Genomic DNA, 25,844 nt, shown 5'->3' on the forward strand with positions numbered 1-25,844 from the left:
CGAGGTCCTTGCGGCGCGGTGGGCGCGGGCGGCCGTGTCAGGAACACGCGTCCCTGAGGGCGGCCAGATCGCTCTCGAAGTACCCGAAGGCGGCGCTGACCGAGCCGGAGTCGCCCCACTCGACGATGCTCGCGATATAGGTGGAGTCGCTGGACAGGGCCAGGATCGCGCTGTAAACCGACGAGTCGGTCGCCAGGACCGAGTTGCGGGTAAGGGCCGAGGCCAGGTTGCGGAAGTCGGTCGCGGTCGCGGCCAGATCGCCGTTGTCCAAGTCGTCCTCTGCGGCGTCGAAGTAGCGGTTGATGGAGGCGGTCGCCTCGGCGCAGCCGGCGTTGTCGTCGGCGGGAGGAACGTAGGGGTCGTCCTTGGGCGGGGCGGCCGCGGGCCGTTCGGCGACCGGTGGTGCCTTCGGGGTGGAGGGCGCATGATCGTTGCTCTTGTTGATCCAGTACACCACCGCGATCACCGCCACGATCGCGGCGACCCAGCCCCAGACCTGGTCCCAGTTGATGGATGGCGACGGCGACGGCGATGTCGTGGAGGTGGGGACGCTCGGCGCGGTGGACGAGACGGTGGCGGTCTTCGCCGGTGGCGGAGCGGCCCGGGTGGGCGGCGACACCGGTGCCGCCAGCGCCGCCAGCTCCAGCGGCCGGATCCACGACTCCAGCGCCGGGCGCGTGCCCGGGTGGGCGGCCAGGCCGGCCCTGGCCAGGCTCCCCAGCTTCGCGTCGATCCCGGCCAGCCGCGCCGGATCGGTCGTCGTCTGGTCGCGTGCCAGCAACCTGATCGCCAGTAGCGCGAACTTGTACGCGTCGGAGCGCCTGGTGCCCTTCTCCTCACCCGCCGGTACCTGCCAGTCCGGGGTCTCGGCCTGCGGCAGGACGGTGCGCCCGCGCAGGCTCATCGCGTCGCAGTCGATGAGGAAGCACTCGTGCCGTGGCGCGAGGCAGAACAGCAGGTTCTTGGGGGAGAGGTCCCCGACGGCGATGTTCAGCGAGTGCAGCCGCGACAGCGTCCTGGCCAGGTCCGCCAGCAGGAGCAGCCGGTCCCGGTCGCCTGCCCGGAGGCCGATGCTGGTCGTGTACGAGTCCTCATTGAGCAGGAACTCGGCATTGGCCAGGCGCCGGGTGCCGCGCGGGTCGGAGCGGGACTTCAGGCGGAAGTGGAAACGGCCGGGCACGGTCCGCATCAAGAACCCCGACGGCCGTCCCCGCCGGTGGACGATGTGGGCCGGCCATGAGGTCCTGGTCCACAGCCACTTCCCGGTCTCCAGCGGTAGCTGCTCGATGAGCTCCACCATCGCCGTCAGGGCCCCGACGTCGACGGTGGACAGAACGTCGGGCCCGCCGGCCCCGTCGTGATACTCCTTGTAGACCACCGTCCACTTGGTGTTGATCCGCAGGTCGGGCACACGGTAGACGGTGCCCTGCCCACCCTGGCCGACGCGTTCGCCGAGGTTCAGCGAGTCGTGGTCGATGGTCTTCTTCATCGTGGCTCGCCGAGCAAGCCGAGGTCCTCCGGCATGAGAGTGCTGCTCTTGAGCAGAGCCATGATCAGGTTGTGGTTGAGGGTGTTGCCGACCGGTTCGGCCATCTCGCGGTCACGAAGGATCCCGGGGACCGGCGCCTCACCGGCGGCGAGTCGTTTGCGCACGGCGCTGACGACGTGCTCGACGGCCTTGGGCGTCCATTCCCGCTGCCCGGGGACCTGGCCGAGGGTGAGGGCGGCCTGCTTCCAGCTCAGCGGCTGCGGGTAGCGCTCGGCGAGCAGATAGCGCTGGGCGAGCACGGTGAGGACCAAGTGCTCGGTCCTGGAGAGTTCATGCACGTCGAGGGGCTTGGTCTTCGAGGTGGGCCGAACGGCGCGCACGGCCGGGTCGAAGGCGTTGACGCGGACCTCCAGGACGTGCGACCGGTTGCGCACCGAGTTGATGGTCATGGGCGTGTACCCGGGGGCGATCAGCGTGTCGTGGCCGGACAGCAGGAGCGGCCCGTTGGGGACCTGGATGGGGAGCCTGCCCTTGTTCTGGATCCACCAGTCCCGGCCGTCGCAGATCAGGACGCCGTGCTGCCGGCTGACGTAGGGATCGTCGGCGCCGATGACGATGTGCACGTCCCCGTCGCCGCGTCCGAAGTGGAGGGTGAAGGGGCGGGGCGGGACGGCGTATCCGCCCCGGGCGCTCATGACGAAGATGGTGCCGGGCGGGGCGGCCAGGGGCGCGCCGGTGGCGAGGCCGGGCGTGGAGGCGGGCAGTACCCGGGGCGCGAACGGTTTAGCGTCCACTGTGCACTCCTTCTTCGGTGCCGACGGCGGCGGCCCGGGGCCAGACCGCCAGCAGGGTGCGATCGTCGTCGAAGGTCTCGCGGGAGAAGTCGAGCAGGTGTGCCAGCCACAGTGGGGTGGGAGGTGTGGCCAGCTGTTTGGCGAACAGGGCGCCGACGGGGCCGTCGCCTTCGCCGAGGGGGTCGCCGAAGCCGTCGGTGCCCAGGAGGAGGACCTCACCGGGGCCGAGACTGAAGGCGGCCTGCTCAAGGGTCTGCGGGAGCCGGGGGAGAGCGCGGACCGTGCCGTCGACCAGGGCGTTGCCGGGGTCGCTTTTGGGTCCGAAGACCGGCTGGAAGTGGCCGGTGGCGGGGGTGAGGATCCAGGCGCCGGAGTCGCCGACGCGGCACAGCGAGACCGAGATGCCCTCGCCGGTGTGCCGTACTGTTCCGGCGACCAGTGTGGTGGCGAACAGCCGCTCGGTCTGGGCCTGGTCGGCCTCACCGGTCCCGAGCCACATGGCGGCGTCCTGGTGGAGGATCGCGGCCGCGGCCGAGGTGGCGGTCGGCCAGTCCACCGCGGCCTCGCCCGCCCTCAGCTGGCGGAGCGCGTCGCCGATGGCGGCCTCGCAGACGCGGCGGGCGCCCCACGCGGAGGACTCGGCGCCCGAGACCCCGTCGGCCACGGCGAGGACGACGGCGTCGCCGGCCATCGCCTGGGCGGCGTCCTGGCGGGGCTTGCCGTAGTAGCGGTGGCTCAGGCCGCGTACCGAGGCCACGCGCAGTGTGACGTACGGAGTCGACCAGCCACCACACTCGACGTCGGAGTGGTAGGCGCCCTCCGGGGCGGGCGGCGAGGGCTCGACCTCGGGGCTGGGCCGGTCGATGACGACCGTCGACCACGGCTGCAATGTGAGCGCGATGTCGGCTTCATCGAGCTGGGGGCAGGCGGGATCGGCGGGGGCGACCGGATGCGTTCCCTTCCGGCCGCCGAGCCACGGTGGGAGCGGATTCCACATGCTCACACCACGTCGATCGCGAGGCGGAAGTGCTCGGGGTCGGGTTTGCGCACGACGATCTCGGGGTTGCCCGAGGCCATCGCCTGTCCGGTGGCGACCAGGCTCGCGGTGAGCATCTGGAAGAACTCCGAGATGGCCCGCCCCAGGTCGGCGCCGGGTACGGCGACGAACCCGAACTCCGGCCTGGTCGCCACGGCCAGGATGGTCTGGGCATCGGCGCCGCCCGCGCCGATGGCGACGATGTTCGGCGCGGCCGGGGTGTGGTCCCGGTCCACCAGCCGGGACCGCGGGTCCTGCCAGTCGCGGTCACGGCGGTCGGTGGGCTGCCCGTCGCTGAGGAAGAACACCACCGGCCGGTGCACCTTGTACCCGTCGGCCTTGAGCATCGCCACGTCGACGGGGATGCGCCCGAGCAGGTCGCTGAACGCGGCCGCGTAGCTGGTCGCCCCCCGGATGGACAGGGTCGGCGGGCGCTCCTCATAGCGCACGTCCGACAGCGGCAGCCGCACTTCGACGTCATCGGAGAACCCGAGAACGGCCAGCCGCAGCTTGGCCGCGATCATCGGCTCGCCCCGAAGGGTCTCGAACAGCGAGGTCAGTCCGTCGGTCAGCTCCTGGTAGCAGGCGCTCATGGAACCGGACTCGTCGGCCACGACATAGGCCGGCAGCAGGATCCCTCGAACATCGGGCATGGGCTCGTCCCTCCTGCGACCACGGATCGTGATCGCGTCCCCGCGACGGTGTTCACCCGTTCCGTCGCTGTCTCGACGGTAGGCCCGGGGGTATGGGACCGGTCCCGCAGCGGACCCGGATTGGTTGCGGCATCTGAGATCCCGGCCGCCGCCGCACCGGGTTCTCGGGGTGGAGCCGGGCCGCCGGTTCTGGTAAAAGGGCAGCGGAGGACATCGGGTACCGAAGCATCGGAAAGGGCGAATGGTGGAACTGGGGGAGGCGGGGCACCCGCGCCGCATCGGGCCGTACCGGCTGGTGCGCCCGCTCGGGCGGGGCGAGATGGGGCGGGTGTACCTGGGCCGGGCGCGGCGCGGCCGTCTCGCGGCGGTCAAGATCCTGGACGCCGGGCTCGCCGCCGACGCCGCGTTCCGGCACCGCCTCGCGCTGGAGGTGGCCGCCGCCCGCCGGGTCGACGGCTTCTACACCGCACGGCTCATCGACGCCGACCTGGGCGCGAACCCGCCGTGGCTGGCCGCCGACTACGTCCCCGGCCCATCGCTCCAGGAAGCGGTGGCGGCGTGCGGGAGGCTGCCCTACGAGGCGGTGCAGGCCATGGGCCTGGGGCTGGCCGAGGGGCTCGCCGCGATCCACGACCGTGGGCTGCCGCACCGCGATCTCCATCCGGGCAACGTGATCCTGGCCGAGGACGGGCCGCGCCTGACCGACTTCGCCCTCGCCCGCGCCCTGGACGGCGTCCACCGCTCCACCAGGGCGCCGGAGTCGGCGGGATTCATGCCTCCCGAGCAGGCTCTGGGCTACCCGACCGGGCCCGCCTCCGACGTGTTCTCCCTCGCCTGCGTCCTGGCCTTCGCCGCCACCGGGCGCGGCCCCTACGGCCACGGCCCGGCGGTGGACGTCCTGGGCCGCGTCGTGGGCGCCGAGCCCGACCTGTCCGCCGTCCCCGGCCCGCTGAAGGAACTGCTCGGCGACTGCCTGGCGAAGAATCCCGCCGCCCGGCCCGCGCTCGCCGAGATCCTCCAGCGCCTGGCCGGACCGGCTCCGGGAACCCTCGAATGGCTGCCCCCGCCGGTGGCGTCCATGGTCGGCGCCCACCAGACCGCCGCCCGGACCGGACCGGACAACCCAGGGCGCCGCACCCTCCTGGCCGCGGCCGGCACCGGAGTCCTCGCCGCCATCGCCATCCCGGTGACCATCGCGCTCGCGACCCGCCCGAGCGCCCGGTTCGTGCCCCCGGACGACGCTGCCGCCGACACCATCAGATTCACGCCGCCGCAGACCATCGAACTGGACACGACCGAGGCGCTCAGCTCGATCGCGTTCAGCCCCGATGGCGCGATTCTGGCCGCCACGGTCGAGGGCGGGGTTCAGCTGTGGGACGCGGCCACCCGGAAGAGGCTCACGACCCTGGACATCTCCGGCACCGACATCATCCGGCGGATCGCCTTCGGCCCCAATGGCCTGCTCGGAGCCGGTTATCCGGACATGGGCCGCGCCTTCGAGGCCCTGGAGTGGGACATCGGGACGATCACGATGTGGGACGTGGCCACGCGCCGGGAGTACGCCACGCTGAGCACCGAGACCGAGGGCAAGGTCGGGCTCTTCTCGATGGAGGCGGTGGCCTTCAGCCCCGACGGGACCATGGTGGCCGGTGCCCGGGACGGCAAGGACTGCATCGGCAAGGTTCCACTGTGGAACATCGCCGACAAGAAGATGATCGACCTCCTGACGGTCGGAGAGGGTGAGGGCGTCGACACCAGCGCCGTGCGCTCGGTGGCGTGCAGCCCCGATGGGGCGATCCTCGCCGCGGGCTACGGTGTCGAACTCGAAGGCGGGATCGCGCTGTGGGACGCCGCCTCCCGCACACCGATCACGCGGCTGAAGATCGAGAGCACCGACGCGTTCGGGGTCAGCGGCCTGGTGTTCAGCCCTGATGGGAAGGCTCTCTTCGCCTGCTACGGCGGAGTCGCGTTGTGGGACCTCACCTCTCACGAGATCATCACCACCTTCGTAGGCGACGCCGAATCCGGGTACCAGTCGATCGCCCTCAGCCCCGACGGGACCCTGCTCGCCGCCAGCACGATCGGCGAGGACACCGGTGGTGTCGTCACCGTGTGGAGCACCGCCACCGCCAAGGAGATCGCCGTCATGGAGATGGGCCGCAGCGTCGAGGGCGCGCTGGCGTTCAGCCCGGACGGCAAGACCCTCGCCTGCGCCACCGACTCCGCGAAGCTGTTCCCCGTCGTCCAGCTGTGGACGATCGCGTGACGGCGCCCCTGGAGCGGCAGGACCCGCGGCAGGTCGGCCCGTACCGGCTCGTCGGCCGCCTCGGGCGCGGCGGGATGGGAGAGGTCTTCCTCGGCCGCTCCCGTGGCGGGCGGCCGGTGGCGGTGAAGGTCGTCGGCGCGGCCCTGGCGGGCGATGTACGGTTCCGCCGCCGCTTCGAGGCCGAGGTCGAGGCCGCCCGGCGGGTGGGCGGCTTCTACACCGCGCAGGTCGTCGACGCCGACCTCGACGCCGAGCGGCCATGGCTGGTCACCGCCTATATCCCCGGGCCATCGCTCTGGGAGGCGGTGTCGGTCCACGGTGCACTGCCATTCGAGACCACCCGCCGTCTCGGCGCCTGCCTCGCCGAGGGCCTGGCCGCCATCCACGCCTGCCGGCTGGTCCACCACGACCTTCAGCCCGGCAACGTGATCCTCGCCGAGGACGGCGCGCGGCTGATCGACTTCGGAATCGCCCGGGCCCTCGACGCCGTTGACAACACGGCCACGGCCGTCGGCACACCCGGTTTCGTGTCCCCCGAACAGGCCCGCGGCCGCCATACCGGCCCCGCGTCGGACGTCTACTCGCTCGGCTGCGTGGTCGCCTTCGCCGCCACCGGACGCAGCCCGCACGGCGAGGGCGTGTCCCAGGCGATCCTCTTCCGGGCCATCCACAAAGAACCCGACCTCACCGGCCTGCCGCCCGCGCTCACACCCGTGATCGAGGCCTGCCTGGCCAAGAAGCCCGCCGACCGGCCCGCCGTCGCCGACGTCCTCCGGCAACTGGAGTCCTCCTCCGCGGTCGCCGCATGGCTCCCACCCGACATCGCCGCGATGGTCGGCGAGCGTAAAAAGGCGGCCCAGGAGCTGCACGACAGTGCCGGTGATCCCATCGCCGAGGACCCGGAGGCACGCCGCCGGCGCCGGACGCTGTTGAGGGCCGTGAGCCTGACGGCGATCACCGCCGCCATCACGGCCGGAATCGCCCTGGCCGCGCTGAACGGCGGCGAGGCCGCCCACTTCACGCCGCCGGGCGTCCCATCGGCCTCCGGTCCGAGCACCGGCTCCACGGCCTTCGCGGCCGACCCCTGCGACGTGATCAGCAACGAACTCGTCCGCGCCGGCCAGTTGGTGGACACCGGGGTCCCCGGTGGATATCAGAGCGGCGCCACCAGGGTGCGGACGTGCAAGTGGCAGACGGGATACGGTGCGGACTACTTCTACACTCTCGCCTACGCCACGCCCGATGTCGCGATGATCCCCGGCGGCGCGGAGGGTTCGGCGGACCTGTCCGGGCTCCCCACGGCCGTCGTCACCCATGACACCAAGGGCACCACCTGCGCGATTTCATGGCCCACCTCCTACGGGCAGGCCGTGGTGCTCGCGGAGGGGTCGGCCGACAAGGACTACAACTGTGACCTGGCCGCCGATTTCGCCAGGGCGGTGTACGCGGCGGTACCGCGATAGGGCCCGGCGCACGCGCCGGGCCCCGAAAGGGTCTAGCCGTTCCTTCGCGGCGGCGGATGGGGTCCGGGCGGGATCGGGTGATGTGCCACCGGGGCCCGGTACGGGACCGCGTATCGCGCCAGGTAGGCGACCCGGGCCAGGGCCTGGCGGGCGGCGCGGGCCCGGCGGAAGTACGCACTCGACCGCTGAAGCGACAGCAGGATCAGCGTCGCGGCGACCAGGCCGAGCGTCAGTACCGCCACGGCGTCCATGAGCCACCGGTGCCACCCGATCGCGGTGAAGATCCCGGTCAGCGGCACGAGTCCGGCGACGCAGGCCGCCGCGGCGCCCTGAACCCAGGTGAGGACACGGGCGGTCGCGTGGCCGCGTGCGGTGAGGACCGCCAGCAGGACCGAGGCGGCCATCGCCGGGACGGCCATGACGGCGAAGACCATGACGAGGAGCGTGACCGCAGCCCCGGCGTCGGGATTCTGCTCGGCGGCGCTCACCGCGCGGGTGTACTCGGGGGCGGCGAACACGGTCGCGACGAGCGCGGCCAGCCACAGCGCGGCGGTACCGGAGCAGAGCCACGAGGCCAGCGCCACCGTCATCGGAGGCCGGGGCATCAACCCGGCCCAGGCCGCGGGGAGCGGAGTGGTCATGGCGTGACCCTCCCGGCCGAGATCGGGCCCTGCGCGACCGCGGGCGGGCGTGGGCGCCGCCGCCACAGGAATGCGCCGAGCACGAGCCAGGCGACCACGGGCAGTGCGGTCAGGATGTAGAACATGGGGTTGTCCAATGGGGACGGTGGTGGCGGGAGCGGATCCCACAGCGGCCGCGCGGTCGAGCGCCCGCCGAGGAACATCACGCCGGTGCCCTCCTCGGCGCTGACGCCGAGCCGCGCGTCCACGACCGCCGCGTCCAGGTCCGGGTGCTCGGCGGCGAACTCGGCGTCGCTGAGCGAGGTGCTCGGGACGTCGGCGAAGTTCACCCCGCCGTACACGTAGACGTTGGTGACCAGGTAGCGGCCTTGACGCGTGGTGCGCTCCACGCGGAACTCACCGTTCTTGTAGGAGTCGACGTAGCGGTCGAAGGTGTCCCGCGGCGACCACTTCACCCGAAGCGGCCACGCGCTCGCGTCCCCGGAGTCGATGATGCCGCTGTAGGCGGTGGTCTTGGTGCGGCTGCGGTCGCGGTACCACTCGGCGGCCACCCGGCTGGCGTAGACGCGGCGCAGGTCGGCGTAGGCCTCACCGTCGTTGACCGTCTTCTCCAGCTCGGGCAGGATCAGGCGCCGGTAGACGCCCTCGTTGTACTCGGTGTCGGACGTCGACTGCCCCTCGCATCCGGCGCTTCCGCCGACGCCTTTGGTCTTGAGGTACTCGGTCTCCATCTTCACCTCCAGGGGCGCGTCCAGGATGAACAGCGCGTTCCCCTTCTCCTTGACCACGGCCGGTTTCGGCACGATCCACTGCCGCATGGAGATGCATTTGGTCTCGCCGTGCAGGGAGTCCCAGAACTCGCCGCCGAGCCGGCCATCGGGGTGGATCAGCGTCGCGACGGACTTCTTCATCTGCAGGTCGGCCTCCAGCAGGACGCGACCGGCGTCGGTTCGACCGAGCCTCTCCTCGACGATCCGGTCGGGTTCGTCGGGATTGAGGTTCACGGTGAAGCTCGCCGGTGGCAGCACGAGCCAGGTGAAGAAGGCGTCGGCGGCGAGTTTCGCCGCGTCGGCGCCCCCGAAGGAGACCTCCTCACCGGGTGCGGGATCGACCTGATAGGCGTAATCGACACCGGTTCCGTAGCCGTCGTCGTAGGTATCGGCCACGTAGCGCAGTTCCAGGGTGGAGAAGTCGACGCCGCCGAGCCGGTCGCCGGTCATCTCGGCGGACTCGCCGTCGGGGAGGTCCTCGGTCCGGGCGAGCTGGTCGGCGATGCTCTCCTCACGCGCGGCGTCCTCGGGGGAGTCGGGTGAGGCGGTGAGCGTTTCGGTGCCGGGGTCGCCGGCGGGTACCTGCCCGGGGCCGGTCAGGGATCCCGGCGGCGGTGGCGGTGCCGTGGTTCCGGTGCCCGGTGCCGGGCCGCCCGGTGGGGGAGGCGCGGCGCTGTGGCGGCGCGGGTCGGGTGTGATCGGGTAGGAGAAGAGGCGCAGGAGCGGCTGGATCGGCTGCCCGGCGGCGGCCCTGGCGATGTTGGCCGCGGTTCTCGGCGCGTACTCGGCGTTCAGGTTCTGCAGGTTCTTGATCTTCCCCTTCGTCAGCTCGTACAGGAAGGTCACATTGACCTCGTCGGCGCCGAGTTCGATGGCCCATTCCAGGTACGCGCGGAACTGTTTGAGCGAGTAGCGGCCCTTCTTGACCTCCTCGATGACCTTGACGACGTCCGGGAACCGCTCATCGCCTTCGGGGAGGTAGAAGTCGAAGCGCTGCTTGCTGTCGGCGTTGAAGCGGGCGTCGTGGCGATAGCCCTTCGCCGAGAGCTGCCTGCGATCGTCGACGAGCGCCTCGCCGACTCCGCCGATCGTGTGGTTGTCCTGCATCCGGACGTAGTCTTCGAGCCATTCGCGGAAGGCCGCGGCCCGCTCACCGGCGTCGAGGCCGTCCCAGGTCGGCGAGAAGTCCTCATTCTGGGTGTAGTACTCGAACCAGCGGGTGACGGCGTGCTCTACCGTGCCGACCTTGTACTTCCCCCGGTCGTTCTTGAGCTCGGGCGACTTGGTCTTGTTCGACTCGTTCTGGGCGAGCACCATGAGGTCCTGCTCGGTGAAGCGCCGGTCTCCCCAGGTGACCACGTCGTCGCCGGGCTCGGCGCCGCGCTCCCAGCCGAGTTCGGTGAGCAGGTACTCGACCGAATCGAAGGGCAGCGGCACGGGAGGCTTGGCGACCGGGGCCTTGCCGGTGCCGATCTCGTAGGGGACGTCCGGGATCGCGGGGTCGGCGTGGGCCGGTGGTCCGGCGAAGCCGAGGAAGGTGAGCAGCAGTGCCAGGGCCAGGCCCGCCGCCGAGGTTCTGCGTAGTGTGCTGAGCAACTCGATCACACCCTGTCGATGATGGACGGTCCGTCCATGGCCGCGCCGGGTGTGTGCCGCTCACACGACGGTGTCGTAGTGGTCGAGCAGGTACCCAGGGTCCTCCAGGCAGAGGCCGAGGGCGACGACGGGCCAGGACTTGTGGTCGTTCGGGCCGAGGTGTTCCAGGTACGGGTGGTTGTTCGCCGAACGCCGCCGGTCATTGAAGTTCCATCGACCGCCGGCGCCCCGGCGCAGGACCTCCCCGAGGTACCAGGCGGCACCATCACGGAACTCCCGGTTGCCGGGGGCGTTCAGTTCGCCGGCGCTCGCCGCGATCCGGCGAGCGACTTCCTCCAGTCTCGGCAGGGAGTCCCGGGACCAGTCCCAGAGATCATCGGGGGCGTAGGTCCGTGCCCAGTGCGGGAAGCCGGCCTCCTGGCGGGCGAGCCAGCGGGTGAGGGCGGTCGAGCCGGGATCGGGGCTGTCGGCGCCGGTCGGTTCCTTGACCGGTTTCCACCGCGGATCGGTCCTTGAGGTGTCGGCGACCGCGTCGGCCCAGGCGGAGTGAACCGCGGCGAGACGCCGTCCGTCGCGCACCCGGACGGCCTCTAGGACGACGTCCTCCGGTGATACGGGTTCGAGGCCGGTCGCGGGGTCGGCGCCGACGAGGGCTTCCTCCCCGTCCCATTCCCAGCGGCCTCCAGCGAGCCGCATGAGCGTTTCTCCGAGGTAGGCGGTGACTCCGCGGATGAGCGCCTGGTTTCCCGGTGCGAGCAGCGCGGTGGGCGTGTCCACCCGGTCGAGCAGCAGCGCCTCGACGGCCTTGAGTGATTCGGCGGAGTAGTCGAGCTTGGGCCCACCGGCGGGCAGCTCGGAGTCCTCCAGGACCATCAGCGTCCAGTAGACGCCGTCCACCCACGCCCGGCGGGCCTTCTCCGATTCCGGCATCGCCATGTCACCTCACCTGTCGACGGGTCCCCGACGCCGGCCGCGGCGGTACGCCCATTATCGGGAGTGGCCTCGTGATCGTGGCCCGTCTTCGGCGGGATCGCAGGGCGCGCCTATGCCGGGGTGGCCAGCACCAGCACCCATAGCGTCCCCTGTGGAGCGTCGACGGCCGCTGCGCCCGCCTCCGTGCTGCCGCAGGCGAGCATGTTCTTGCGGTGCCCGTCGCTGTTCATCCACGCGCCGGTGACCTTGCCCGGATCGTCCGAGCCGCGGTAGATGTTCTCCGCCCATGACCGCCACGAGTAGCCTGTGGCGGTGATGCGGTCGCCGGTGCTGGAGCCGTCGCTGCCGGTGTGGTCGAAGAACCCGTGGTCGGCCATGTCCTGCGCGTGCTTGAGCGCAGCCGACGCCAGCCGCTCATCGAAGGCCAGGTCATCGCAGCCCGCCCGCCGCCGCTCGGCGTTGACCGCCTCGACCAGCGCCGCCCCGGGTGAGACCTCCGCGGGTGATGGGCGTCCGCCCTCGTTGACCGTCGATCGCGAGGGCTCGGGCGCTGCGGAAGCGGACGAGGACGAGGCGGCGGCCACCGGCGGCGACTGCGGATCCGCATCACCCCCGGGCCACAGCAGCAGCGCGAGCGCGGCGACCCCGATCGCCGCGCCACCGGCGATCGCGGGCTTCAGCCAGGGCCGGGGGAGGGGAGTCGCGCCCGTGAGCGTGGTGTCGATGGGCGGTGGCGCGATCATCGCCATGCCCACCAGGAGCCCTTCGGCCGGTGCCAGGCCGTCGCGGGCCCGCTGGCAGCGCGCGCAGTCGCGCAGGTGGCGGCCGATGCGCTTGCGCCACAGGGGCGAGGGGCGTCCGTCCCAGCCCGCGGTGACGTCCGACAGGCCGGGGCAGCGCCCGGCGGCCAGGGCGCGGACGATGTGGCGGGAGAGGTCCAGCCGCTCCTTCATCCGCTGCACCCGCACCGCCGCGTGCGCCTCGGGCACCTCCAGGACGGCGGCCAGCTCGGCGCGAGTGATGCGCCCGGCGCTCTCCTGCCACCACAGCGCCAGCAGCTCCCGGTCGTCCTCATCGAGCCAGCGCGTGGCCTCGGCGGTCTCCCGTCGCTGCCCCGACAGCCCCAGCCGAAGGATGGCGAGGGAGACGAAATCGCCGCCCGGGTCCGGGACGGCGGTCAGGTCATCGGGATCGGGCCCGCGCCGTGCCCACCGCCGCCGCACCTCATTGAGCGCGATCGCCAGCAGCCAGGAGCGAAACCGCTCCGGATCACGCAACCCGGGCAGCCCGTCGAGGGCCTTGAGCATGGTCTCCTGGACGATGTCGTCGGCGTCGGGATGCCCGTTGACCGCCCGCCCGACGACGTTATAGACCAGCGGCAGATAGGCCGCCACGAGCCGCTCCCGCGCACGCCGATCGCCGGTGCGCGCCGCCATCACGGTCGCCGCGTCGGCGAGGGGGTCCTCGCGGTGTCTCATGCCCTGTCCAGTCCTCGAAGCTCCGCTCACCATCCGGAGACCCACGACCGTCGGCGGGATAACGGAAAACGCGGTACCGAAGGATGCCGGACGAGCCCGGGACGTGTGCGGGCGGGGCGCCGGACTCGCCGTCCGGCGCCGCCGCGTGCGCTCACCAGATGCCCAGCCAGGCCGTGATGTGGATCCAGACGTTCAGGCCGTCATGCCACCAGCACATGTCGCCCACCTCCCCCCTTGAGTCACCTTCATGATCGGCGCGGGAGGCGCGGAATGAGTCCGTTTCGCGAAGAAAAACGCTGAAACTATTCGAGTGGGCGATTTCGTAGCGACGGCTGAGGGCGGACCGTCTCGGGCCTGCTCACAACGGGGATTCGGACCCGGGCGGGCGCCGGATTGGCCCGGCTACAGGCAGCTGGTGTCGTCCAGCGGCCCGCGCGCCTCGGCGACCTCGACCATCTTGCGCAGCAGGTCGGCCAGCGTCCGCCGCTCGCCCTCGCTCAGCCCCGACAGCAGCAGCGCCTCATCGTTCTCCTCGGCCCCGACCTGCTTCTCGAAGGCCGCGTGCCCGGCGTCGGTGAGCCGCACGTGTACCCGCCGCCGGTCCCCGGCGTCCATCGTGCGCTCGATGAGCCCGCCCTCCTCCAGCGGCGCCAGCCGCGCCGACAGCGCACCCCGCGTCAGCCCGACGAGCTCGGCGAGATGCGAGGGACTGGTGGTGTACGGGGCACCCAGCCCGCGCAGCCGCAGCAGGATCTTGAACTGCCGGTTGGCCAGCCCGCCATCATCCAACGTGGACCGGCGCGACTGCGTGTTGTACCGGGCGAGGATGGATATCCGCAGGAAGATCGCCTCCTTGACCGGGTCCAGCCAGTCGAGCTCGCGCGACCAGACGGCGACGTGCTCATCGACGGAATCGGCCACCGCGACCTCCGAAGTAGTTTCCTTGTGGATAGTTTTTGGCCAGACTACCTTCGCCGCATGACCGAGATTCTGGACCGCAGCGGCACGTCGATCACCGTCCCCACGCACGAACTCGTCACCGCCGCCCGCGAACTCTCCCAGGCCGGACGCGCCACCACGGCCCTCGCCCTACTCGACGGCGTGCGGGCCACCGACCCGGCCGACCGCGCCCACATCGCCCTCGCCGCCGCCGACGTCGAAATGCAGCGCGCCTGGTTCACCGACTTCACCGGCGTCCCCGCCCGCCTCGCCCGCGCCGAGGCCATGGCCGCCGCCCTCGACCCCGACGCCACCTGGGACCTCGCCTTCCTCCGCCTGCGCCACGACTACGCCACCCTCATCCTCCCCGGCGGCCACTTCACCCCCGGCCCCGAAGGCAAGGACCCCGCGGCCCTCACCGAACTCCGCCACCGCGCGAGCGACCTGCGCGACACCGCGCCCGACGGCGTCCGCCGCGGCTGGGTCCACCACTACCTGGGCCTCATCGCCGACAACCTCTTCGGCGAACCCGAAGCCGCCTTCCCCGCATTCACCGCCGCCCTCGAAGCCGGCGACGGCCACGACGACCTCCTCACCCGCGAAGCCCTCCGCCACCTCGGCGACCACGCCCACACCACCGGCGACCACGACCTGGCCCTGACCCACTGGCGCCGCGCGGTCAGCGTCGGCGCACGTGGGGGAGCGGTGGCCGGAACCCTGTCGAACCTGATCCTGCTGGTGCTGCTGGCCCGTGACATGGGCGACGAACCCGGCTCCCGGGCGCTGGCGCGCGAGGTGGCGCGCTGGGCCGACGCGATCGGGGCGCCTCGGTTGGCCGAGACGGCGTCGACGTTCCTGCCGGAGGGGGACCCGGAGCGGCGCTAGGGCCTGTTGCGAAAGTCGATCAAGGTCGTGGATGATCAAGCGCCGTGGCCGCCACGGTCACCGTCCACCAGACGAAACGCTTCCCTTGCACGGGCTCCCCACCTCCCCGGCCTCAGTGATAGAAGCCGACGATCCCCCGGCCCTGCGCGGCCGACTGGTCGAGCCACGTGCCGATGGCCTTCGTGTGCTCGCCGGTACCCGCCCGCACCGGCTCGACGCTCTCGGCGACCTGCTGCGCCGACCAGTAGCCGATCAGCGGGAAGTCTTCGGGAGTGGGGAACGACACCGGGGCTCCGCCGTAGATCAGGTCGTTCATCCTGACGGTGGCGCCGAGCTCGGCCAACTCCACATCAACGGTGTCCGTCATGTACTCCGAGGAGCACGGGTAGAACAGGCCATTGTCGAGGAAGCGGCCCGAGAACTCGACGATGTACTTGAAGGCGTATCCGTACATCACGCCCGGAAGCGTCATTTCCTGACCGAGGACGAGATGGTTGATCGCCATGAAGACCGAAGGCTCGCCGCGCTCATTGGACCAGCCCAGCTCGTCGTTGGTCCGGTAGATGGACTCCCGGGCCTTCCCGCTGATCACCCGCCGCATCCGGTCGTCACCGCTGCTGCAGAGCGCCACCAGCCCGTCGATGTCGACGGAGTATGCCATCACGCCGTAACCCATGCCGCGTTCCTTCTGCTCAAAGGGATTTGCGGCCGACCGTACCTCCCGCGTGCGACGCGCCGGATCGCCCGGGCTCACCAGCACGCCGCCGGGGCGCGCAAAAAGGGGCAGAGCAGAAGGAGTCTCCGAGCGGCGTCGGCACCGAGCCCGACGACCACGGCCTGAGACGTTCACGCGGCGGGCTGACTACCAAGTTGCGCCTGGCGTGATGCCGTGCCGGAACCATGGCGCGGCCTCGCCGTCACTACGACGAGACCGCGACCATTTAACCGTGTGATCCCCTCAAGCGGCCTCTTCCCCCGGGCCGCACGATGATCCGCCGATGGCGTCCTAGTAGATGTCGGGATTGCACCACGGCGACAGGCTCAGACCGTGTTCCCATGTGGGTGCCCAATCGCTCACGCGATAGATCACCAGATTGCCGTCGGTCTGCATTTTGAGGGCGGAGGTGCCATGACACCCGGTGTCAGAAGACCACTTCGCCTGCCCGTCATTGCCGTAGATGACGAGGTTTCCGTCGCCCTGCATGCGGGTGAACCCGGCACCGTGGTAGCCGGTGTTGGACGCCCACTTCACGTCCACGATGCCGTATCCGCCGGATACTTCCTTCCAGCGGTCGCTGTGCATCACGTACTCCACCAGGTTGCCGTCGGACTGGTAGACCAGCCAGTAGACACAGTAGGCCGTGGGGCAGTTGGTCGTCGGCTTGTTCGCCTCGATCTTGTCGCCCTCGTACAGGCACCAGTTCGGCGAGAGCCATTCGGTGTAGGTCTTGGGGCTGTCGGTGCGAGCGTTGAGGCAGCCACCGCCGTATTGCCCGACCGCCACTCCCGCCTGGGCGGGTGTGGCGAAGACGATCGTGGCCAGCAGGATGGCCGCGACGCCGGCCAGTCTGGCGAACGTGTATCTCACAGCGTGAGGATCCTTTCGAAGCCACTCCGGGCAATGACCTCGGATCGTGGCCTGGAGCGATATGGGCAAGTCGGTGCTCGTTCGCCCCTGGGCGGCGGGCGGACGCACGAGCACCAAGCCATGATCAACCACGCTCTCGCTGCGTCGCGATCCTTTCGAGCAGCGCCGAATAGTCCGCTCGGGAGCCGGCGACCCGGTGGGGTGTGGGATCCGCTCCGGATCCCACACCCTCAGTGGACGGTCGCTGCGATCAGAGCGCGTAGGGACCGAAGCGGCCCCAGGCGATCAGGACGGCGGCGGCGAACAGCACCGCGTTGACGACGATGGCGGACGGCTCGCGCCTGCGCGCGTGGACGACGGCCGCCGCCACCATCAGCGCGGCCAGTCCCAGTGCCGCGAGTGGGACCAGTGGTGTGGCGATGCCGGTGATCGCGGGCAGGATCAGCCCGAGGGCGCCGAGGAGTTCGGCGATGCCGATCAATCGCACGGTGGCGGGGGAGAAGTCGTCCACCCAGGGCAGCATCGAGGTCAGTCGCGGTTTGGTGAGTACGGCGGTGATGGTTCCGGCGAGGGCGAACAGTGCCGCGAGGATCGCCTGGACGGACCAGAGGAGGGTGTTCATCAGGGGTGGCTCTCTTTCGTGGTTCGGTGGTCGATGTGTGAAAGGGTCAGTAGCGGCCGAGGGTGCCGCGTTTGCGGGCGAGGCGTTCCAGCGCGGTGAACACGGCGACGCCGATGCCGAGGAGCAGGACCGGTTGGAGTAGCAGCCAGGCCGGGCCCCAGCCGGAGTGCGGGCCGGTCAGCAGGATGTTGCGCATGGCCTCGATGCCCGGGGCGATGGGGACGAACAGGCGCGACAGGGTCGCCGTCCAGCCGGGCATGCTCGTCAGCGGCACGAGTGTTCCGCCCGCGATGGCGTAGACGGCGACCGATACCTGCGTGATGATCGCGATGCGCTTGTAGACGAGGGTGAGTCCACAGAGGATGAGTGCCAGGCCGCCGGTGCCGACGGCGATCGCCGTGACGGGTACGAGGATGCGGACGTCGAAGGCGAGCCGACCGCCGTTGAGCGCGATCGCGACGTACCCGGTCGCCAGGACGCTCAGTGCGGTCGGCAGTGCCGCGACTGCGGCGGAGACCTGACGCCCGAGGATCCGCAGCGCCGATGGCAGGGGCGTCAGGTAGGTCTGCTCCAGTACGCCCGACTGGATGTCGCCCTGGTAGCTCCAGAAGACGCGGTTGACCTGTTCGTGGATGAAGGTCAGGGCGACCATGCCGATGAGGACGGGCGCCAGCAGGTCGGCGCGGAGTTGCCCTCGTCCGATGAACAGCACGATGAGCAGGTAGAACACCGGGAACGTGATCATCTGGATCACCATTTCCCGCCAGCCGGTGACCAGGTCGAGCAGGCCCTTGCCGATCTCGTTGGCGACGGAGCCGGCGCGCGGCGTGATGGTGGACATCGCCTCTCCTACTGGTACTGGCCGAGGTGACCGTCGCGGACGGCCCGGCGATGGTTGCGGACGAAGAGGACGCCGCCGAGGACGGTGAGGGCGGCGGTGTGCGCGATCAGCCATGGCAGGGCGCCGGTCGTCCAGAGCTGCGCGAGGGTGAGCTTGCCGAACAGGGCCTTGTTGACGGCCTCGATGCCCAGGGTGGTCGGCAGGAACCGGGCGACGGTCGCCAGCCAGCCGGGGTAGAGCGACAGTGGCAGGAAGGCGCCGTTGAGCAGCAGGATCAGCGCGGTGAAGAGGGATTGCAGGGCGCCGACCATGGCGGAGCGGATGGCGATGGCCGCGAGTGCGTAGGTGAACGCCAGGACGTTGGCCAGCAGCAGGAGGTACGGCACGATCGCGGCGGGCTCCCATGGGATCGACACGCCGGCCACGACGGCGGGCACCACCGAGGCGGCGGCCGCGACCGTCAGGCCGAAGATCGACGCGGTGAGCAGGCGTCCGGTCATCAAGGTCCACGGCGGGGCGGGCGACATCAGCGACTGGGCGAAGGTCCCGCTGCGCTTCTCCTCGACCAGGTCGGAGACCATGACCAGCGCCGAGTACTGGAGGAACCAGTAGGCCCCGATGGCCACCAGCGTTGGGGGAAGCAGGTCCGCGCGCAGTTCGCCCTGGCCCAGCACGAATTGCAGTCCGAGGTACATCGTCATGCCGACCACCAGGCTGATGACGTGTCCGAGGGGATGGGCGAGCTGGGTGGCGAGGCCCTTGCGGATCTCGGCGGCGAGGATGGCCGGGGTTTTGCCGGGAAGGGCTTCCCGCCAGGACGCGGCGGCGATGTCAGACATGCCGGGGCTCCTTCATGAGGGTCATGAAGACGTCTTCGAGACCGGGCTGCACCTGGGTGAGGGAACGAAGGACGACTCGCCGCTCGCGTAGCCGGTCCACCAGCGCGTACACCTGCTGCGGATCGGCGACGTCACCGGTGATGGTGGTGCCGTCGCCATCGCGGACGGCGGTGAAGCCGCCGGGAAGGAGCGGCAGCTGGTCCGGGCCGCCTTCCACACGGATCTCGTAGGTGTCGCGTCGCCGGAACCGGGAGAGCAGTTCCGTGGTGGGCTGGTCGGCGATCACGCGTCCGTCGCGGATGACGGCGACGCGGTCGCAGAGTTCTTCGACCATGTCGAGCTGGTGGGTGGTGAGCAGGATGGTCTTGCCCTGATCGGCGGAGAGCGTGGCGATCCAGTTCTTCACGGTTCGAGTGGCCGCGACGTCGAGGCCGAGCGTGGGCTCGTCCAGCAGGACGACCGGCGGATCGGCGACGAGGGCCGCCGCGATGGCGACCTTCTGCTGCATGCCCCGGGAGAAGCCCCCGACCTTTTCGTGGCGGCGGTCCCACAGGTCCAGTTCGGTGAGCAGGTCGGCGGCCCTGGATCGGGCCGCGGCCTTGCGCATCCCCTTCAGCCGTCCGAAGTAGACGAGGTTCTGCCAGGCCGAGAGGGTCCAGTACACGTTCCGGGAGCCCTCCAGGACCGCGCCGAGCTGCGACATCGCCGCCGCCCGCCGCGTGCGCACGTCGAAGCCGTTGAGGCGGACGCCGCCGCTCGTGGCGGTGAGCAGTCCGGCGGCGATCTTGATGGTCGTGGTCTTTCCCGCGCCGTTGGGGCCCAGGAACCCGAATACGGTGCCGGGCTGGATGGCCAGGGAGACGTCGTCGACGGCGGGGGCGCCGGTCGGTCCGTATGTCTTGGAGAGGTTGGTGATGTCGATGGCCGGGGTGTTCATGCCGGATCTCTCCTCGAAGGGTGCGAAATCACGCTGTAGCTCTTCTCTAGAGTTGGTCACTAGTGATGAGCTCTAGTTGTACGCTACAACGATGACGATCGGCAAGGGCACGGGAAAACGAGCGGAGAAGGCGCGGCTGACCCGCGGCAGGATGCTCCGGGCCGCGCGGGAGCTGTTCCAGGAGAACGGGTACGGCGCGACCGCACTACAAGACGTCGCCGACCGGGCCGGAGTGGCGGTCCAGACGATCTACTTCACCTTCGGCAACAAGCGCGCGCTGCTCAAAGAGGTCGTCGACGTCTCCATCGCCGGTGACGACGAGCCCCTCGCCACCATGGAACGCCCCTGGTTCCACGACGCGCTGGCCGCGCCGACCGCCGCGGAGCAACTGGCCGTCCACGTCGGAGCGAGCCGGGACATCCTCGAACGCGTCGCGCCGATCACCAAGGTCCTGGCCGCCGCGGCGGCGACGGACCCCGAGATCGCGACGATGTGGCCACAGGGCACCGATCCTCGCTACACGGTCCAACTCGCCATCGCCGAAAGCCTGGTCACCAAGCCCGACGCGCGCCGGGGCCTGATCGCCGAGGAGGCCGCCGACATTCTCTACGGTCTGCTCAGTCCCGAGCTGTTCCTGGTCTTCACCGTGGACCGCGGGTGGCCGCCCGACAGTTGGGCGCGCTGGGTCCTCCAGGCGCTGGGGAGAGAACTGTGCGCGGAGGCGTAGGCATCCGCCGAGAGCGCCGCGCGACCGGACCTAGTTGACGACCCACCCACGCGGCAGCAGCAGATATCCCGGGTCGTCGAACCCGGCGACCAGTGCCGCCGCCTCGCGCTCCGAGCGCCCGGACGCCTCGGCGTCCCCGGCACCACGCTGGGCCGCCGCGAGCACCTGCAACGCATCGGCCCGCCACAATGGGCAGTGGACAGAGCCGTAGACCTCGGCGGCCCTGGCCGCCAGCGGCAGCGCGGCGGCGTGGTCGCCCATCGCGCCTCGAATGGACGCCTCCAGCAGCCCGAGCGCGGCCATGTTGGTGGGGTAGCGGCTGTGCGTGCCGTGCTCGTCTGCCAGGGCGAGGGCCCGCAGCGCGGCGTGATGGTCGCCGAGTCCGGCGTGGGCGGCGGCGCGGTGCCGGTGGAGGTCCTGGAGGCGCATCCCGTGGTCCTCGGCGAGCGCGATGGCCTCCTCGGCGGCCGCGAGCGCGTCATCGAAGCGGCCGAGGCCCGACAAGGCCGCCGCGCGGTTGGCGCGCAGGTGCACCTGCATCCGCTGGCTGACCTCGGTTCCGGCGGCGATCGCCAGGCCGTCCTCGACGGCCCGTAGCGCGTCGGCGTGGCGGCGCCGGTAGCGCAGTCCGGTGGCGCGGAACATGCGCAGCTCGGCGCGCTGGTCGGCATTGAGGTCGCCGTCCAGTTCAGCCTCCACTGTGTCCAGCCAGTGTTCGCCCTCGGTGAAGCGGCCGAGGCGGATGAGGGTCACCGAGGCCGAGGAGCCGAAGTTGACCGCCTGGACGGCGTTGCGCTCGGTCAGGGCGATGCCGGTGGCCTCGGCGAGGAGTTCGGCCGCCCGGCGGAAGTCGGCGTCGTGGTAGGCCATGCCGAGGTTGCCGGTGACCATGGCGATGATCTGCGGCCTGCGCCCGGCACGGTTGGAGTAGAGCTTCTGCCGGATCGCCAGCAGCGCCTCGGTATCGCCTTCGGTGCGGGCGGCGAGGCCGAGCAGGTTCAGCATGAGGAACGAGCCGGCGTCGTCGTTTTCGGCGACGGCGCGGCGGCGGGCGGCGGCCACGGCCTCGCGGCCGGCGTCGATGTGGCGGTAGTGGTTGAAGGCGTGCCCGAGGCGAGTCAGCATCCGCCACGGGAAAGGGTGGTCGCCGATGTCGCTCGCGGCGGCGATGACATTGACCTCGTCGAGGGAGTCGGAGACGTGGACGTGGCGGTGATGCCAGTCCACGAAGGACTCCACGGCACCGAAGCGGTCGTGGGCGCTCATCGCCGCCGAGGCGCGCCGGGCGTAGAGGCGCACCAGGTCGTGCATCCGGTAGCGGTTCTCCTGGTACTCCTCCAGCAGGTGCGCGGCGACGAGGCGCTCGATGGCGGCCTTGCCACCGACGTCCTCCAGCAGACCACGCCCGAAGTCCTCGCCGGGCAGGACGCCCAGCCGCAGGTAGAGCTCACGTGCGCCGGTGTCCAGGGCGGTCACGGAGTGCCCGAGCGCGGTGGCGACCGCCGCGGCCGGATCCTCCTCGACGGCCAGGCCGTCGAGACGGTCGCCGGATTCCAGCTCGGCCACGTATGCGGCGAGCCCGAGCTCGCCGGTCAGGACGTTGGCCGCGGCGATCCGCAGGGCCAGCGGCAGGTGCCCGCACAGCTCGGCCAGCCGCGCCAGTTCCGGGACGTCATCGCAGCCGAGGACGCTACGCAGCAACCGTCGCGATTCCCGGGGGCTGAGGGTGCCGACGGTGACCGGGACGGCGCCGTCGAGGGCGACCAGCCCGGGCAGCCGGTCGCGGCTGGTGACCACCGCCAGGCTCCCGTCGCCGGGCAGGAGCGGGCGCACCTGCGCGGCGTGGCGCGCGTTGTCCAGCACGACCAGGGTCCGCTCGCGGGAGGTGAGCTCGCGGAACAGGGATGTGGCGGCCTCGGTGTCGGCCGGTATCCGGGACGCGTCGCGGCCCATGGCCGTCAGCAGCCGCTGGAGCGCCTCACCAGGGGAGACCGGCTCGCCGACCCCGTACCCGAGAAGGTTGACGTAGTGGCGTCCGCCGGGGAAGTCCACACGCGAGTGTCCCCAGTGGACCGCGAGGGCGGTCTTGCCGCTGCCCGCCGTTCCCGACACCACCACGAGACCGCTGTCCACACTGTCCAGAGCGGACAGTTCGGCATCGCGGCCGGTGAAGCCGCGCACCGCCGCCGGGAGGGTGTTCGGCGCGCGCTGCCCCGACGCGTCCAGCACGGGATCCTGGCCGAGGACGCGCCGGTGCGCCTCGCGCAGCCCCGGCGAGGGATCGGCGCCGAGCGCGTCCCGCAGCCGCACCCGCGTGGCCTCGAAGACCCGCAGCGCGTCGGCGGCGCGCCCGCATCGGTACAGCGCCAGCATCAGCAGCTCGGCCACCACCTCGGCGAACGGCTCCTCGGCGGCGAGTGCCTCCAGTTCGGGCAGCACCAGCGCGTGGTTGCCGGCAGCGAGCTCGGAGGCGTATCGCTCGCAGCGCAGATTCAGCCGCTCACCGCGAAAGGCGGTCCGGAGCCGATCGGCCCACTCCCCGGGCACACCCGCGATGAGCTCACCCTCGGCCCGCTCGCAGGCCTCCCGCCACAGCGGCAGCGCGCGGACGGCGTCCAGCCCGGTCGCGCGGGCGGCCAGCGCACGCACGGCGTGCAGGTCGACGTCCTCGGGCGCGGCCTCCAGGACGTACCCGTGCACTCCGGCGCGGGCGATGCCCAGCCCGGCTGCGGCCAGATCGGCGCGCAGGCGGGTGATGTAGCTGTACAGCGTCCCCAAGGCGGAATCCGGGAGCCCGTCGCCCCACACCCGGGTGAGCAGGTCGGTCTGTGCGACGGGCTCGCCGGGCCGCTCGGCCAGCGCGGCCAGGACGCAGGCCCGCTTGGGCGCGGCGACGGCGATGACGCGGTCCTCGGCGTGGATCTCGACGGGGCCGATGAGCCGGATGCGCAAAACGTGCTCCTTGGGCGGGAGCGGACAGGGTATCGCCATGGGTGATCGAGGGCGAAATCTCGGCCCCTGCCTGCGCCCAGGGGGTTCCGCCGGTGAGGGAGCCGGGTTCTCTCACCGGCGGTGCCTTAGCGGGCCCGCGCGAACCGTGCCCGCAGCTCGGCGGGGATGTCGAGGCCGTAGTGCTCGTCCTTGAGCCGCGCGGCGCGTAGACGCCTGTCGCGGATGATCTCGCCGGCGGCGCTGGAGAGCTCGGTGAGGAAGCGGGGCTCGGGGAGGGCCGCGTGGTAGCCGGTGCGCAGGTCGACCGTCCAGTGGCTCATGCCGGTGCAGCGGACGCGGATCCAGCGCTCGGGGGAGATGCCCTCGTGCTGTGAGGCGTCGAGGGCCTCGCGGTAGCGGCGCCGGTTGGGGTCCCAGCTCTGCTGCTCGCCGGAGGGCCGGGTGCCAGTGGCCTCGGCCACCGCCAGCTGGTATCCGCGCTGATAGCCGGTCCAAGCCAAGGTCGCCAGGCGGCCGAGCTGATGTTCGAGATCGCCCTGGCGGTACTCGTCGTAGGCGCCGGGACGGAACTCGCACTCGATGGAGCGTCCCGCCCGCAGTGTGGCGCGGATGCGGTTGTCGGGTGAGGTCACCCGTATCGCCAGGCTCTCCAGGCGTTCGCTGAGGGTGGTCATCTTCTTCCCCGTTTTCGTGTGAGGCCGCAAGGCCCCTCGGGCTGGACATGACCGTCTACTTTGGAGGACTCTATCGGCGACAGTCATCCCATGACAGGATCATCCTATGATCGCCGGATCCAAAATGGAAGGAGCACTCAGTGGGAGAACAGGTGACCGGTGGTGACCTCTTCAAGCTGTGGCAGGTGGCGAACGTGTACCTGCCGCGAGCGGCGAAGGTGTACACCGACGTGAACGCGGGCGTGGCCGGCACGTCCAACGGCGAGATCGGCGCCTTCGGCCGAGGTGAGAACGCCTCGGGCCACCTCGACGGCGGCAGGGTCCTGGCGGCCTTCGGGCCGCTCCGCAACGAGTTCCAATGGATCATCGCCGACACGGCGCAATACCTCCTCGACGCGCAGACCGCGCTGAACAAGGCGATCGCGGAGTACGGGAAGCAGGACGCGGCCGCCGCGGCCGACTTCCGGAACAACTACCTGAACAACCCCGACAAGCGTGACACCAGCGACCCCAGCCAGAACCCGCCCACCGGTGACTACGCGCCGGGAAGCCCGCTGCGGCCCGGCGGCTACGTCTCGCCCGTCGAAGGGAAGTGACCGCGATGTCGGACTACCCCACGGCCGACCAGATCATGGCCGAAGCGAGAAAGATCCCCCCGCTCGCCAAGAAGAAGATGATCGAGGAGAGCGAGTCCTGGGAGGAGGAGATGCACGAGCGGCATCCGAACACGAAGAAGTATGACCCTCGCCTGCTGCACGGGTGGAGGTACTCGGTCGAGGCCTCGCACATCTACGACTGGATCCCGGCCGCTTTCGAGCCGTTCACCAAGCCCGATCTCGATCAGCTGGAGACACTGACCGAGTCGATGAGAAAGTCGTGGCAGGCACTCCACTCGGGCGGAACGGGCATGCTCGACACGGCCAAGGAGCAGCTCGGCGACGGCGGCTGGGACGGCGCGCTCGCCACCAACTTCGTCAACAACTTCCTCACTCCCATGACGGGTGAACGCTCCATCCCGGCGAATCAGCTGTCGCTGGCCGAGGCGCTGGTCAAGAACATGGAGAACATCCACGAGCTCTACGGCGCGGCCCGCAGCGACGCCTACAAACTCGCCAAACAGACGATCACCGCGCTGGAGGCCTGCGGAGACTGCAAGGGCTCCGACATCGGCCTGGCTCTGGCCATCACGGGTGCCGTCATCTCGGTGGCCGGGGTCGCGCTCACTCCCGTCACCGGCGGCATGTCCTTGGTCGCCGGAGCCGTGATCAACACCGGAATCGAGGTGGTCAAAGGCGGTTTCGCCGTCGGCGACAAGTTCACCCCCGAGGACGGAGACATCCCCCTGGGAGCCGACACCACCGGCGGCGTGGTGAAGAACATGTCCGAGGCCCTGGTGAAGCTCTCGTCCGGCCTGGAGCGCGTGGAGGACCGGTTCATCGAGTGCCTGAACAGGGCCTACCAGAATGTGACCCTGGTACGCGGTGAGGCCAAGAAGAGCGGCATGTCCAGCATCTTCATGCCGCTCAAGCCCAAGCTCATCGACTCCGGCACCGACCTCACCGGCCTCGACTAGGCCGCACACGATCACCTGGACCGTCCAAGATGGTCCAGCGGGGCGTCGGGGCCAGACGACGCCCCCCGCGCTGGTGGCGCGCTCCAGTCCACCGTCTGTCCCAGAGACATGCGACGCCAGGGTCGCACCGCTTCGAAGCTGGACGTGA

23 protein-coding genes and 1 pseudogene are annotated in these 25,844 nt (G+C 70.7%); 7 read left to right on the top strand and 17 right to left on the bottom strand.

Translation table 11 applies throughout. The features are described 5' to 3' along the window. Nucleotides 1-37: 37 nt before the first annotated feature. Genes QSK10_RS14320 through QSK10_RS14335 form a run of 4 tightly spaced genes read right to left on the bottom strand, consistent with a single transcriptional unit; the run spans nt 38 to nt 3,972 of the window. The gene (locus QSK10_RS14320) at nt 38-1,489 is read right to left on the bottom strand and encodes a hypothetical protein (RefSeq protein ID WP_285663277.1); all 1,452 of its coding nucleotides are present in this window, start codon (nt 1,487-1,489) and stop codon (nt 38-40) included. Next, entirely contained in the window at nt 1,486-2,283 is a 798-nt protein-coding gene (locus QSK10_RS14325) for an FHA domain-containing protein (protein ID WP_285663278.1), read from the bottom strand. Before QSK10_RS14325 ends, QSK10_RS14320 begins: the two co-directional genes overlap by 4 nt. Further along, a complete protein-coding gene (locus QSK10_RS14330; RefSeq protein ID WP_285663279.1) occupies nt 2,273-3,280 on the bottom strand; it encodes a protein phosphatase 2C domain-containing protein in 1,008 nt (335 codons plus the stop codon). The genes QSK10_RS14325 and QSK10_RS14330 overlap by 11 nt, the downstream gene beginning before the upstream one ends. Nucleotides 3,281-3,282: 2 nt before the next feature. Then, on the bottom strand, nt 3,283-3,972 hold the full coding sequence (locus tag QSK10_RS14335; RefSeq protein WP_285663280.1) for a vWA domain-containing protein: 690 nt from the start codon (nt 3,970-3,972) through the stop codon (nt 3,283-3,285). 241 nt (nt 3,973-4,213) lie between these two features. Here QSK10_RS14335 and QSK10_RS14340 point away from each other — a divergent pair, with 241 nt between their 5' ends. Both QSK10_RS14340 and QSK10_RS14345 read left to right on the top strand, forming a co-directional pair. After that, complete coding sequence (locus QSK10_RS14340; protein WP_285663281.1) at nt 4,214-6,238, top strand: serine/threonine-protein kinase; 2,025 nt, start codon at nt 4,214-4,216, stop codon at nt 6,236-6,238. Next, nucleotides 6,235-7,701 carry a serine/threonine-protein kinase gene (locus tag QSK10_RS14345; protein ID WP_285663282.1) on the top strand — a complete coding sequence of 489 codons (1,467 nt, stop codon included), beginning with the start codon at nt 6,235-6,237 and terminating at the stop codon, nt 7,699-7,701. Before QSK10_RS14340 ends, QSK10_RS14345 begins: the two co-directional genes overlap by 4 nt. Nucleotides 7,702-7,733: 32 nt before the next feature. Here QSK10_RS14345 and QSK10_RS14350 read toward each other — a convergent pair whose 3' ends face one another. The 5 genes from QSK10_RS14350 to QSK10_RS14370 all read right to left on the bottom strand — a co-directional run bounded on the left by QSK10_RS14350 (nt 7,734) and on the right by QSK10_RS14370 (nt 14,040). Then, complete coding sequence (locus QSK10_RS14350; protein ID WP_285663283.1) at nt 7,734-8,342, bottom strand: hypothetical protein; 609 nt, start codon at nt 8,340-8,342, stop codon at nt 7,734-7,736. Continuing rightward, entirely contained in the window at nt 8,339-10,717 is a 2,379-nt protein-coding gene (locus QSK10_RS14355) for a hypothetical protein (protein WP_285663284.1), read from the bottom strand. Before QSK10_RS14355 ends, QSK10_RS14350 begins: the two co-directional genes overlap by 4 nt. 51 nt (nt 10,718-10,768) lie before the next feature. After that, the gene (locus QSK10_RS14360) at nt 10,769-11,644 is read right to left on the bottom strand and encodes a hypothetical protein (RefSeq protein WP_285663285.1); all 876 of its coding nucleotides are present in this window, start codon (nt 11,642-11,644) and stop codon (nt 10,769-10,771) included. Nucleotides 11,645-11,751: 107 nt separating this feature from the next. After that, the gene (locus QSK10_RS14365; protein WP_285663286.1) at nt 11,752-13,119 is read right to left on the bottom strand and encodes a sigma-70 family RNA polymerase sigma factor; all 1,368 of its coding nucleotides are present in this window, start codon (nt 13,117-13,119) and stop codon (nt 11,752-11,754) included. Between the two features lie 402 nt (nt 13,120-13,521). Further along, nucleotides 13,522-14,040 carry a MarR family winged helix-turn-helix transcriptional regulator gene (locus QSK10_RS14370; protein WP_285663287.1) on the bottom strand — a complete coding sequence of 173 codons (519 nt, stop codon included), beginning with the start codon at nt 14,038-14,040 and terminating at the stop codon, nt 13,522-13,524. Nucleotides 14,041-14,097: 57 nt separating this feature from the next. On the opposite strand from QSK10_RS14370, the gene QSK10_RS14375 reads away from it, so the two are divergent. Continuing rightward, nucleotides 14,098-14,943, top strand: coding sequence for a tetratricopeptide repeat protein (locus QSK10_RS14375; RefSeq protein ID WP_285663288.1), 846 nt, complete (start codon nt 14,098-14,100; stop codon nt 14,941-14,943). A 112-nt stretch (nt 14,944-15,055) separates the two neighbouring features. On the opposite strand, the gene QSK10_RS14380 is transcribed toward QSK10_RS14375, so the two are convergent. Next, a complete protein-coding gene (locus QSK10_RS14380) occupies nt 15,056-15,619 on the bottom strand; it encodes a DUF7691 family protein (RefSeq protein WP_285664489.1) in 564 nt (187 codons plus the stop codon). Nucleotides 15,620-15,685: 66 nt separating this feature from the next. On the opposite strand from QSK10_RS14380, the pseudogene QSK10_RS14385 reads away from it, so the two are divergent. Then, nucleotides 15,686-15,825: pseudogene (locus QSK10_RS14385) on the top strand (IS5 family transposase); the annotation flags it as partial. A 124-nt stretch (nt 15,826-15,949) separates the two neighbouring features. Here the strand turns inward: QSK10_RS14385 and QSK10_RS14390 are convergent. From QSK10_RS14390 to QSK10_RS14410, 5 genes are all read right to left on the bottom strand, one after another. Next, entirely contained in the window at nt 15,950-16,531 is a 582-nt protein-coding gene (locus tag QSK10_RS14390) for a hypothetical protein (protein ID WP_285663289.1), read from the bottom strand. A gap of 250 nt (nt 16,532-16,781) precedes the next feature. Continuing rightward, the gene (locus QSK10_RS14395; RefSeq protein ID WP_285663290.1) at nt 16,782-17,153 is read right to left on the bottom strand and encodes a DoxX family protein; all 372 of its coding nucleotides are present in this window, start codon (nt 17,151-17,153) and stop codon (nt 16,782-16,784) included. A 46-nt stretch (nt 17,154-17,199) separates the two neighbouring features. Continuing rightward, nucleotides 17,200-17,994, bottom strand: coding sequence for an ABC-2 transporter permease (locus tag QSK10_RS14400; RefSeq protein ID WP_285663291.1), 795 nt, complete (start codon nt 17,992-17,994; stop codon nt 17,200-17,202). An 8-nt stretch (nt 17,995-18,002) separates the two neighbouring features. After that, nucleotides 18,003-18,833 (bottom strand): ABC transporter permease, encoded by an 831-nt coding sequence (locus tag QSK10_RS14405; protein WP_285663292.1) that lies wholly within the window; start codon nt 18,831-18,833, stop codon nt 18,003-18,005. After that, nucleotides 18,826-19,770 carry an ABC transporter ATP-binding protein gene (locus tag QSK10_RS14410; protein WP_285663293.1) on the bottom strand — a complete coding sequence of 315 codons (945 nt, stop codon included), beginning with the start codon at nt 19,768-19,770 and terminating at the stop codon, nt 18,826-18,828. Before QSK10_RS14410 ends, QSK10_RS14405 begins: the two co-directional genes overlap by 8 nt. Before the next feature lie 91 nt (nt 19,771-19,861). On the opposite strand from QSK10_RS14410, the gene QSK10_RS14415 reads away from it, so the two are divergent. Next, nucleotides 19,862-20,497 carry a TetR/AcrR family transcriptional regulator gene (locus QSK10_RS14415; RefSeq protein ID WP_285663294.1) on the top strand — a complete coding sequence of 212 codons (636 nt, stop codon included), beginning with the start codon at nt 19,862-19,864 and terminating at the stop codon, nt 20,495-20,497. A 30-nt stretch (nt 20,498-20,527) separates the two neighbouring features. On the opposite strand, the gene QSK10_RS14420 is transcribed toward QSK10_RS14415, so the two are convergent. Further along, nucleotides 20,528-23,449: an AfsR/SARP family transcriptional regulator gene (locus tag QSK10_RS14420; protein ID WP_285663295.1), complete on the bottom strand. Its 2,922-nt coding sequence runs from the start codon at nt 23,447-23,449 to the stop codon at nt 20,528-20,530. A 125-nt stretch (nt 23,450-23,574) separates the two neighbouring features. Continuing rightward, nucleotides 23,575-24,123, bottom strand: coding sequence for a hypothetical protein (locus tag QSK10_RS14425; RefSeq protein ID WP_285663296.1), 549 nt, complete (start codon nt 24,121-24,123; stop codon nt 23,575-23,577). A 140-nt stretch (nt 24,124-24,263) separates the two neighbouring features. On the opposite strand from QSK10_RS14425, the gene QSK10_RS14430 reads away from it, so the two are divergent. Continuing rightward, on the top strand, nt 24,264-24,719 hold the full coding sequence (locus QSK10_RS14430; RefSeq protein WP_285663297.1) for a hypothetical protein: 456 nt from the start codon (nt 24,264-24,266) through the stop codon (nt 24,717-24,719). Between the two features lie 5 nt (nt 24,720-24,724). After that, nucleotides 24,725-25,696: a hypothetical protein gene (locus tag QSK10_RS14435; protein WP_285663298.1), complete on the top strand. Its 972-nt coding sequence runs from the start codon at nt 24,725-24,727 to the stop codon at nt 25,694-25,696. The last annotated feature ends 148 nt before the right edge of the window (nt 25,697-25,844 follow it).

Source organism: Actinorhabdospora filicis (assembly GCF_030269765.1).
Taxonomy (GTDB): Bacteria; Actinomycetota; Actinomycetes; order Mycobacteriales; family Micromonosporaceae; genus Actinorhabdospora; species Actinorhabdospora filicis.

Excerpts from the sequence above, each read along its gene's own strand:
- QSK10_RS14320 (WP_285663277.1), bottom strand. The coding sequence starts at position 1,489 with ATGAAGAAGACCATCGACCACGACTCGCTGAACCTCGGCGAACGCGTC.
- QSK10_RS14330 (WP_285663279.1), bottom strand. The coding sequence starts at position 3,280 with ATGTGGAATCCGCTCCCACCGTGGCTCGGCGGCCGGAAGGGAACGCAT.
- QSK10_RS14335 (WP_285663280.1), bottom strand. The coding sequence starts at position 3,972 with ATGCCCGATGTTCGAGGGATCCTGCTGCCGGCCTATGTCGTGGCCGAC.
- QSK10_RS14340 (WP_285663281.1), top strand. The coding sequence starts at position 4,214 with ATGGTGGAACTGGGGGAGGCGGGGCACCCGCGCCGCATCGGGCCGTAC.
- QSK10_RS14350 (WP_285663283.1), bottom strand. The coding sequence starts at position 8,342 with ATGACCACTCCGCTCCCCGCGGCCTGGGCCGGGTTGATGCCCCGGCCT.
- QSK10_RS14360 (WP_285663285.1), bottom strand. The coding sequence starts at position 11,644 with ATGGCGATGCCGGAATCGGAGAAGGCCCGCCGGGCGTGGGTGGACGGC.
- QSK10_RS14365 (WP_285663286.1), bottom strand. The coding sequence starts at position 13,119 with ATGAGACACCGCGAGGACCCCCTCGCCGACGCGGCGACCGTGATGGCG.
- QSK10_RS14375 (WP_285663288.1), top strand. The coding sequence starts at position 14,098 with ATGACCGAGATTCTGGACCGCAGCGGCACGTCGATCACCGTCCCCACG.
- QSK10_RS14380 (WP_285664489.1), bottom strand. The coding sequence starts at position 15,619 with ATGGGTTACGGCGTGATGGCATACTCCGTCGACATCGACGGGCTGGTG.
- QSK10_RS14395 (WP_285663290.1), bottom strand. The coding sequence starts at position 17,153 with ATGAACACCCTCCTCTGGTCCGTCCAGGCGATCCTCGCGGCACTGTTC.
- QSK10_RS14400 (WP_285663291.1), bottom strand. The coding sequence starts at position 17,994 with ATGTCCACCATCACGCCGCGCGCCGGCTCCGTCGCCAACGAGATCGGC.
- QSK10_RS14405 (WP_285663292.1), bottom strand. The coding sequence starts at position 18,833 with ATGTCTGACATCGCCGCCGCGTCCTGGCGGGAAGCCCTTCCCGGCAAA.
- QSK10_RS14410 (WP_285663293.1), bottom strand. The coding sequence starts at position 19,770 with ATGAACACCCCGGCCATCGACATCACCAACCTCTCCAAGACATACGGA.
- QSK10_RS14415 (WP_285663294.1), top strand. The coding sequence starts at position 19,862 with ATGACGATCGGCAAGGGCACGGGAAAACGAGCGGAGAAGGCGCGGCTG.
- QSK10_RS14425 (WP_285663296.1), bottom strand. The coding sequence starts at position 24,123 with ATGACCACCCTCAGCGAACGCCTGGAGAGCCTGGCGATACGGGTGACC.
- QSK10_RS14435 (WP_285663298.1), top strand. The coding sequence starts at position 24,725 with ATGTCGGACTACCCCACGGCCGACCAGATCATGGCCGAAGCGAGAAAG.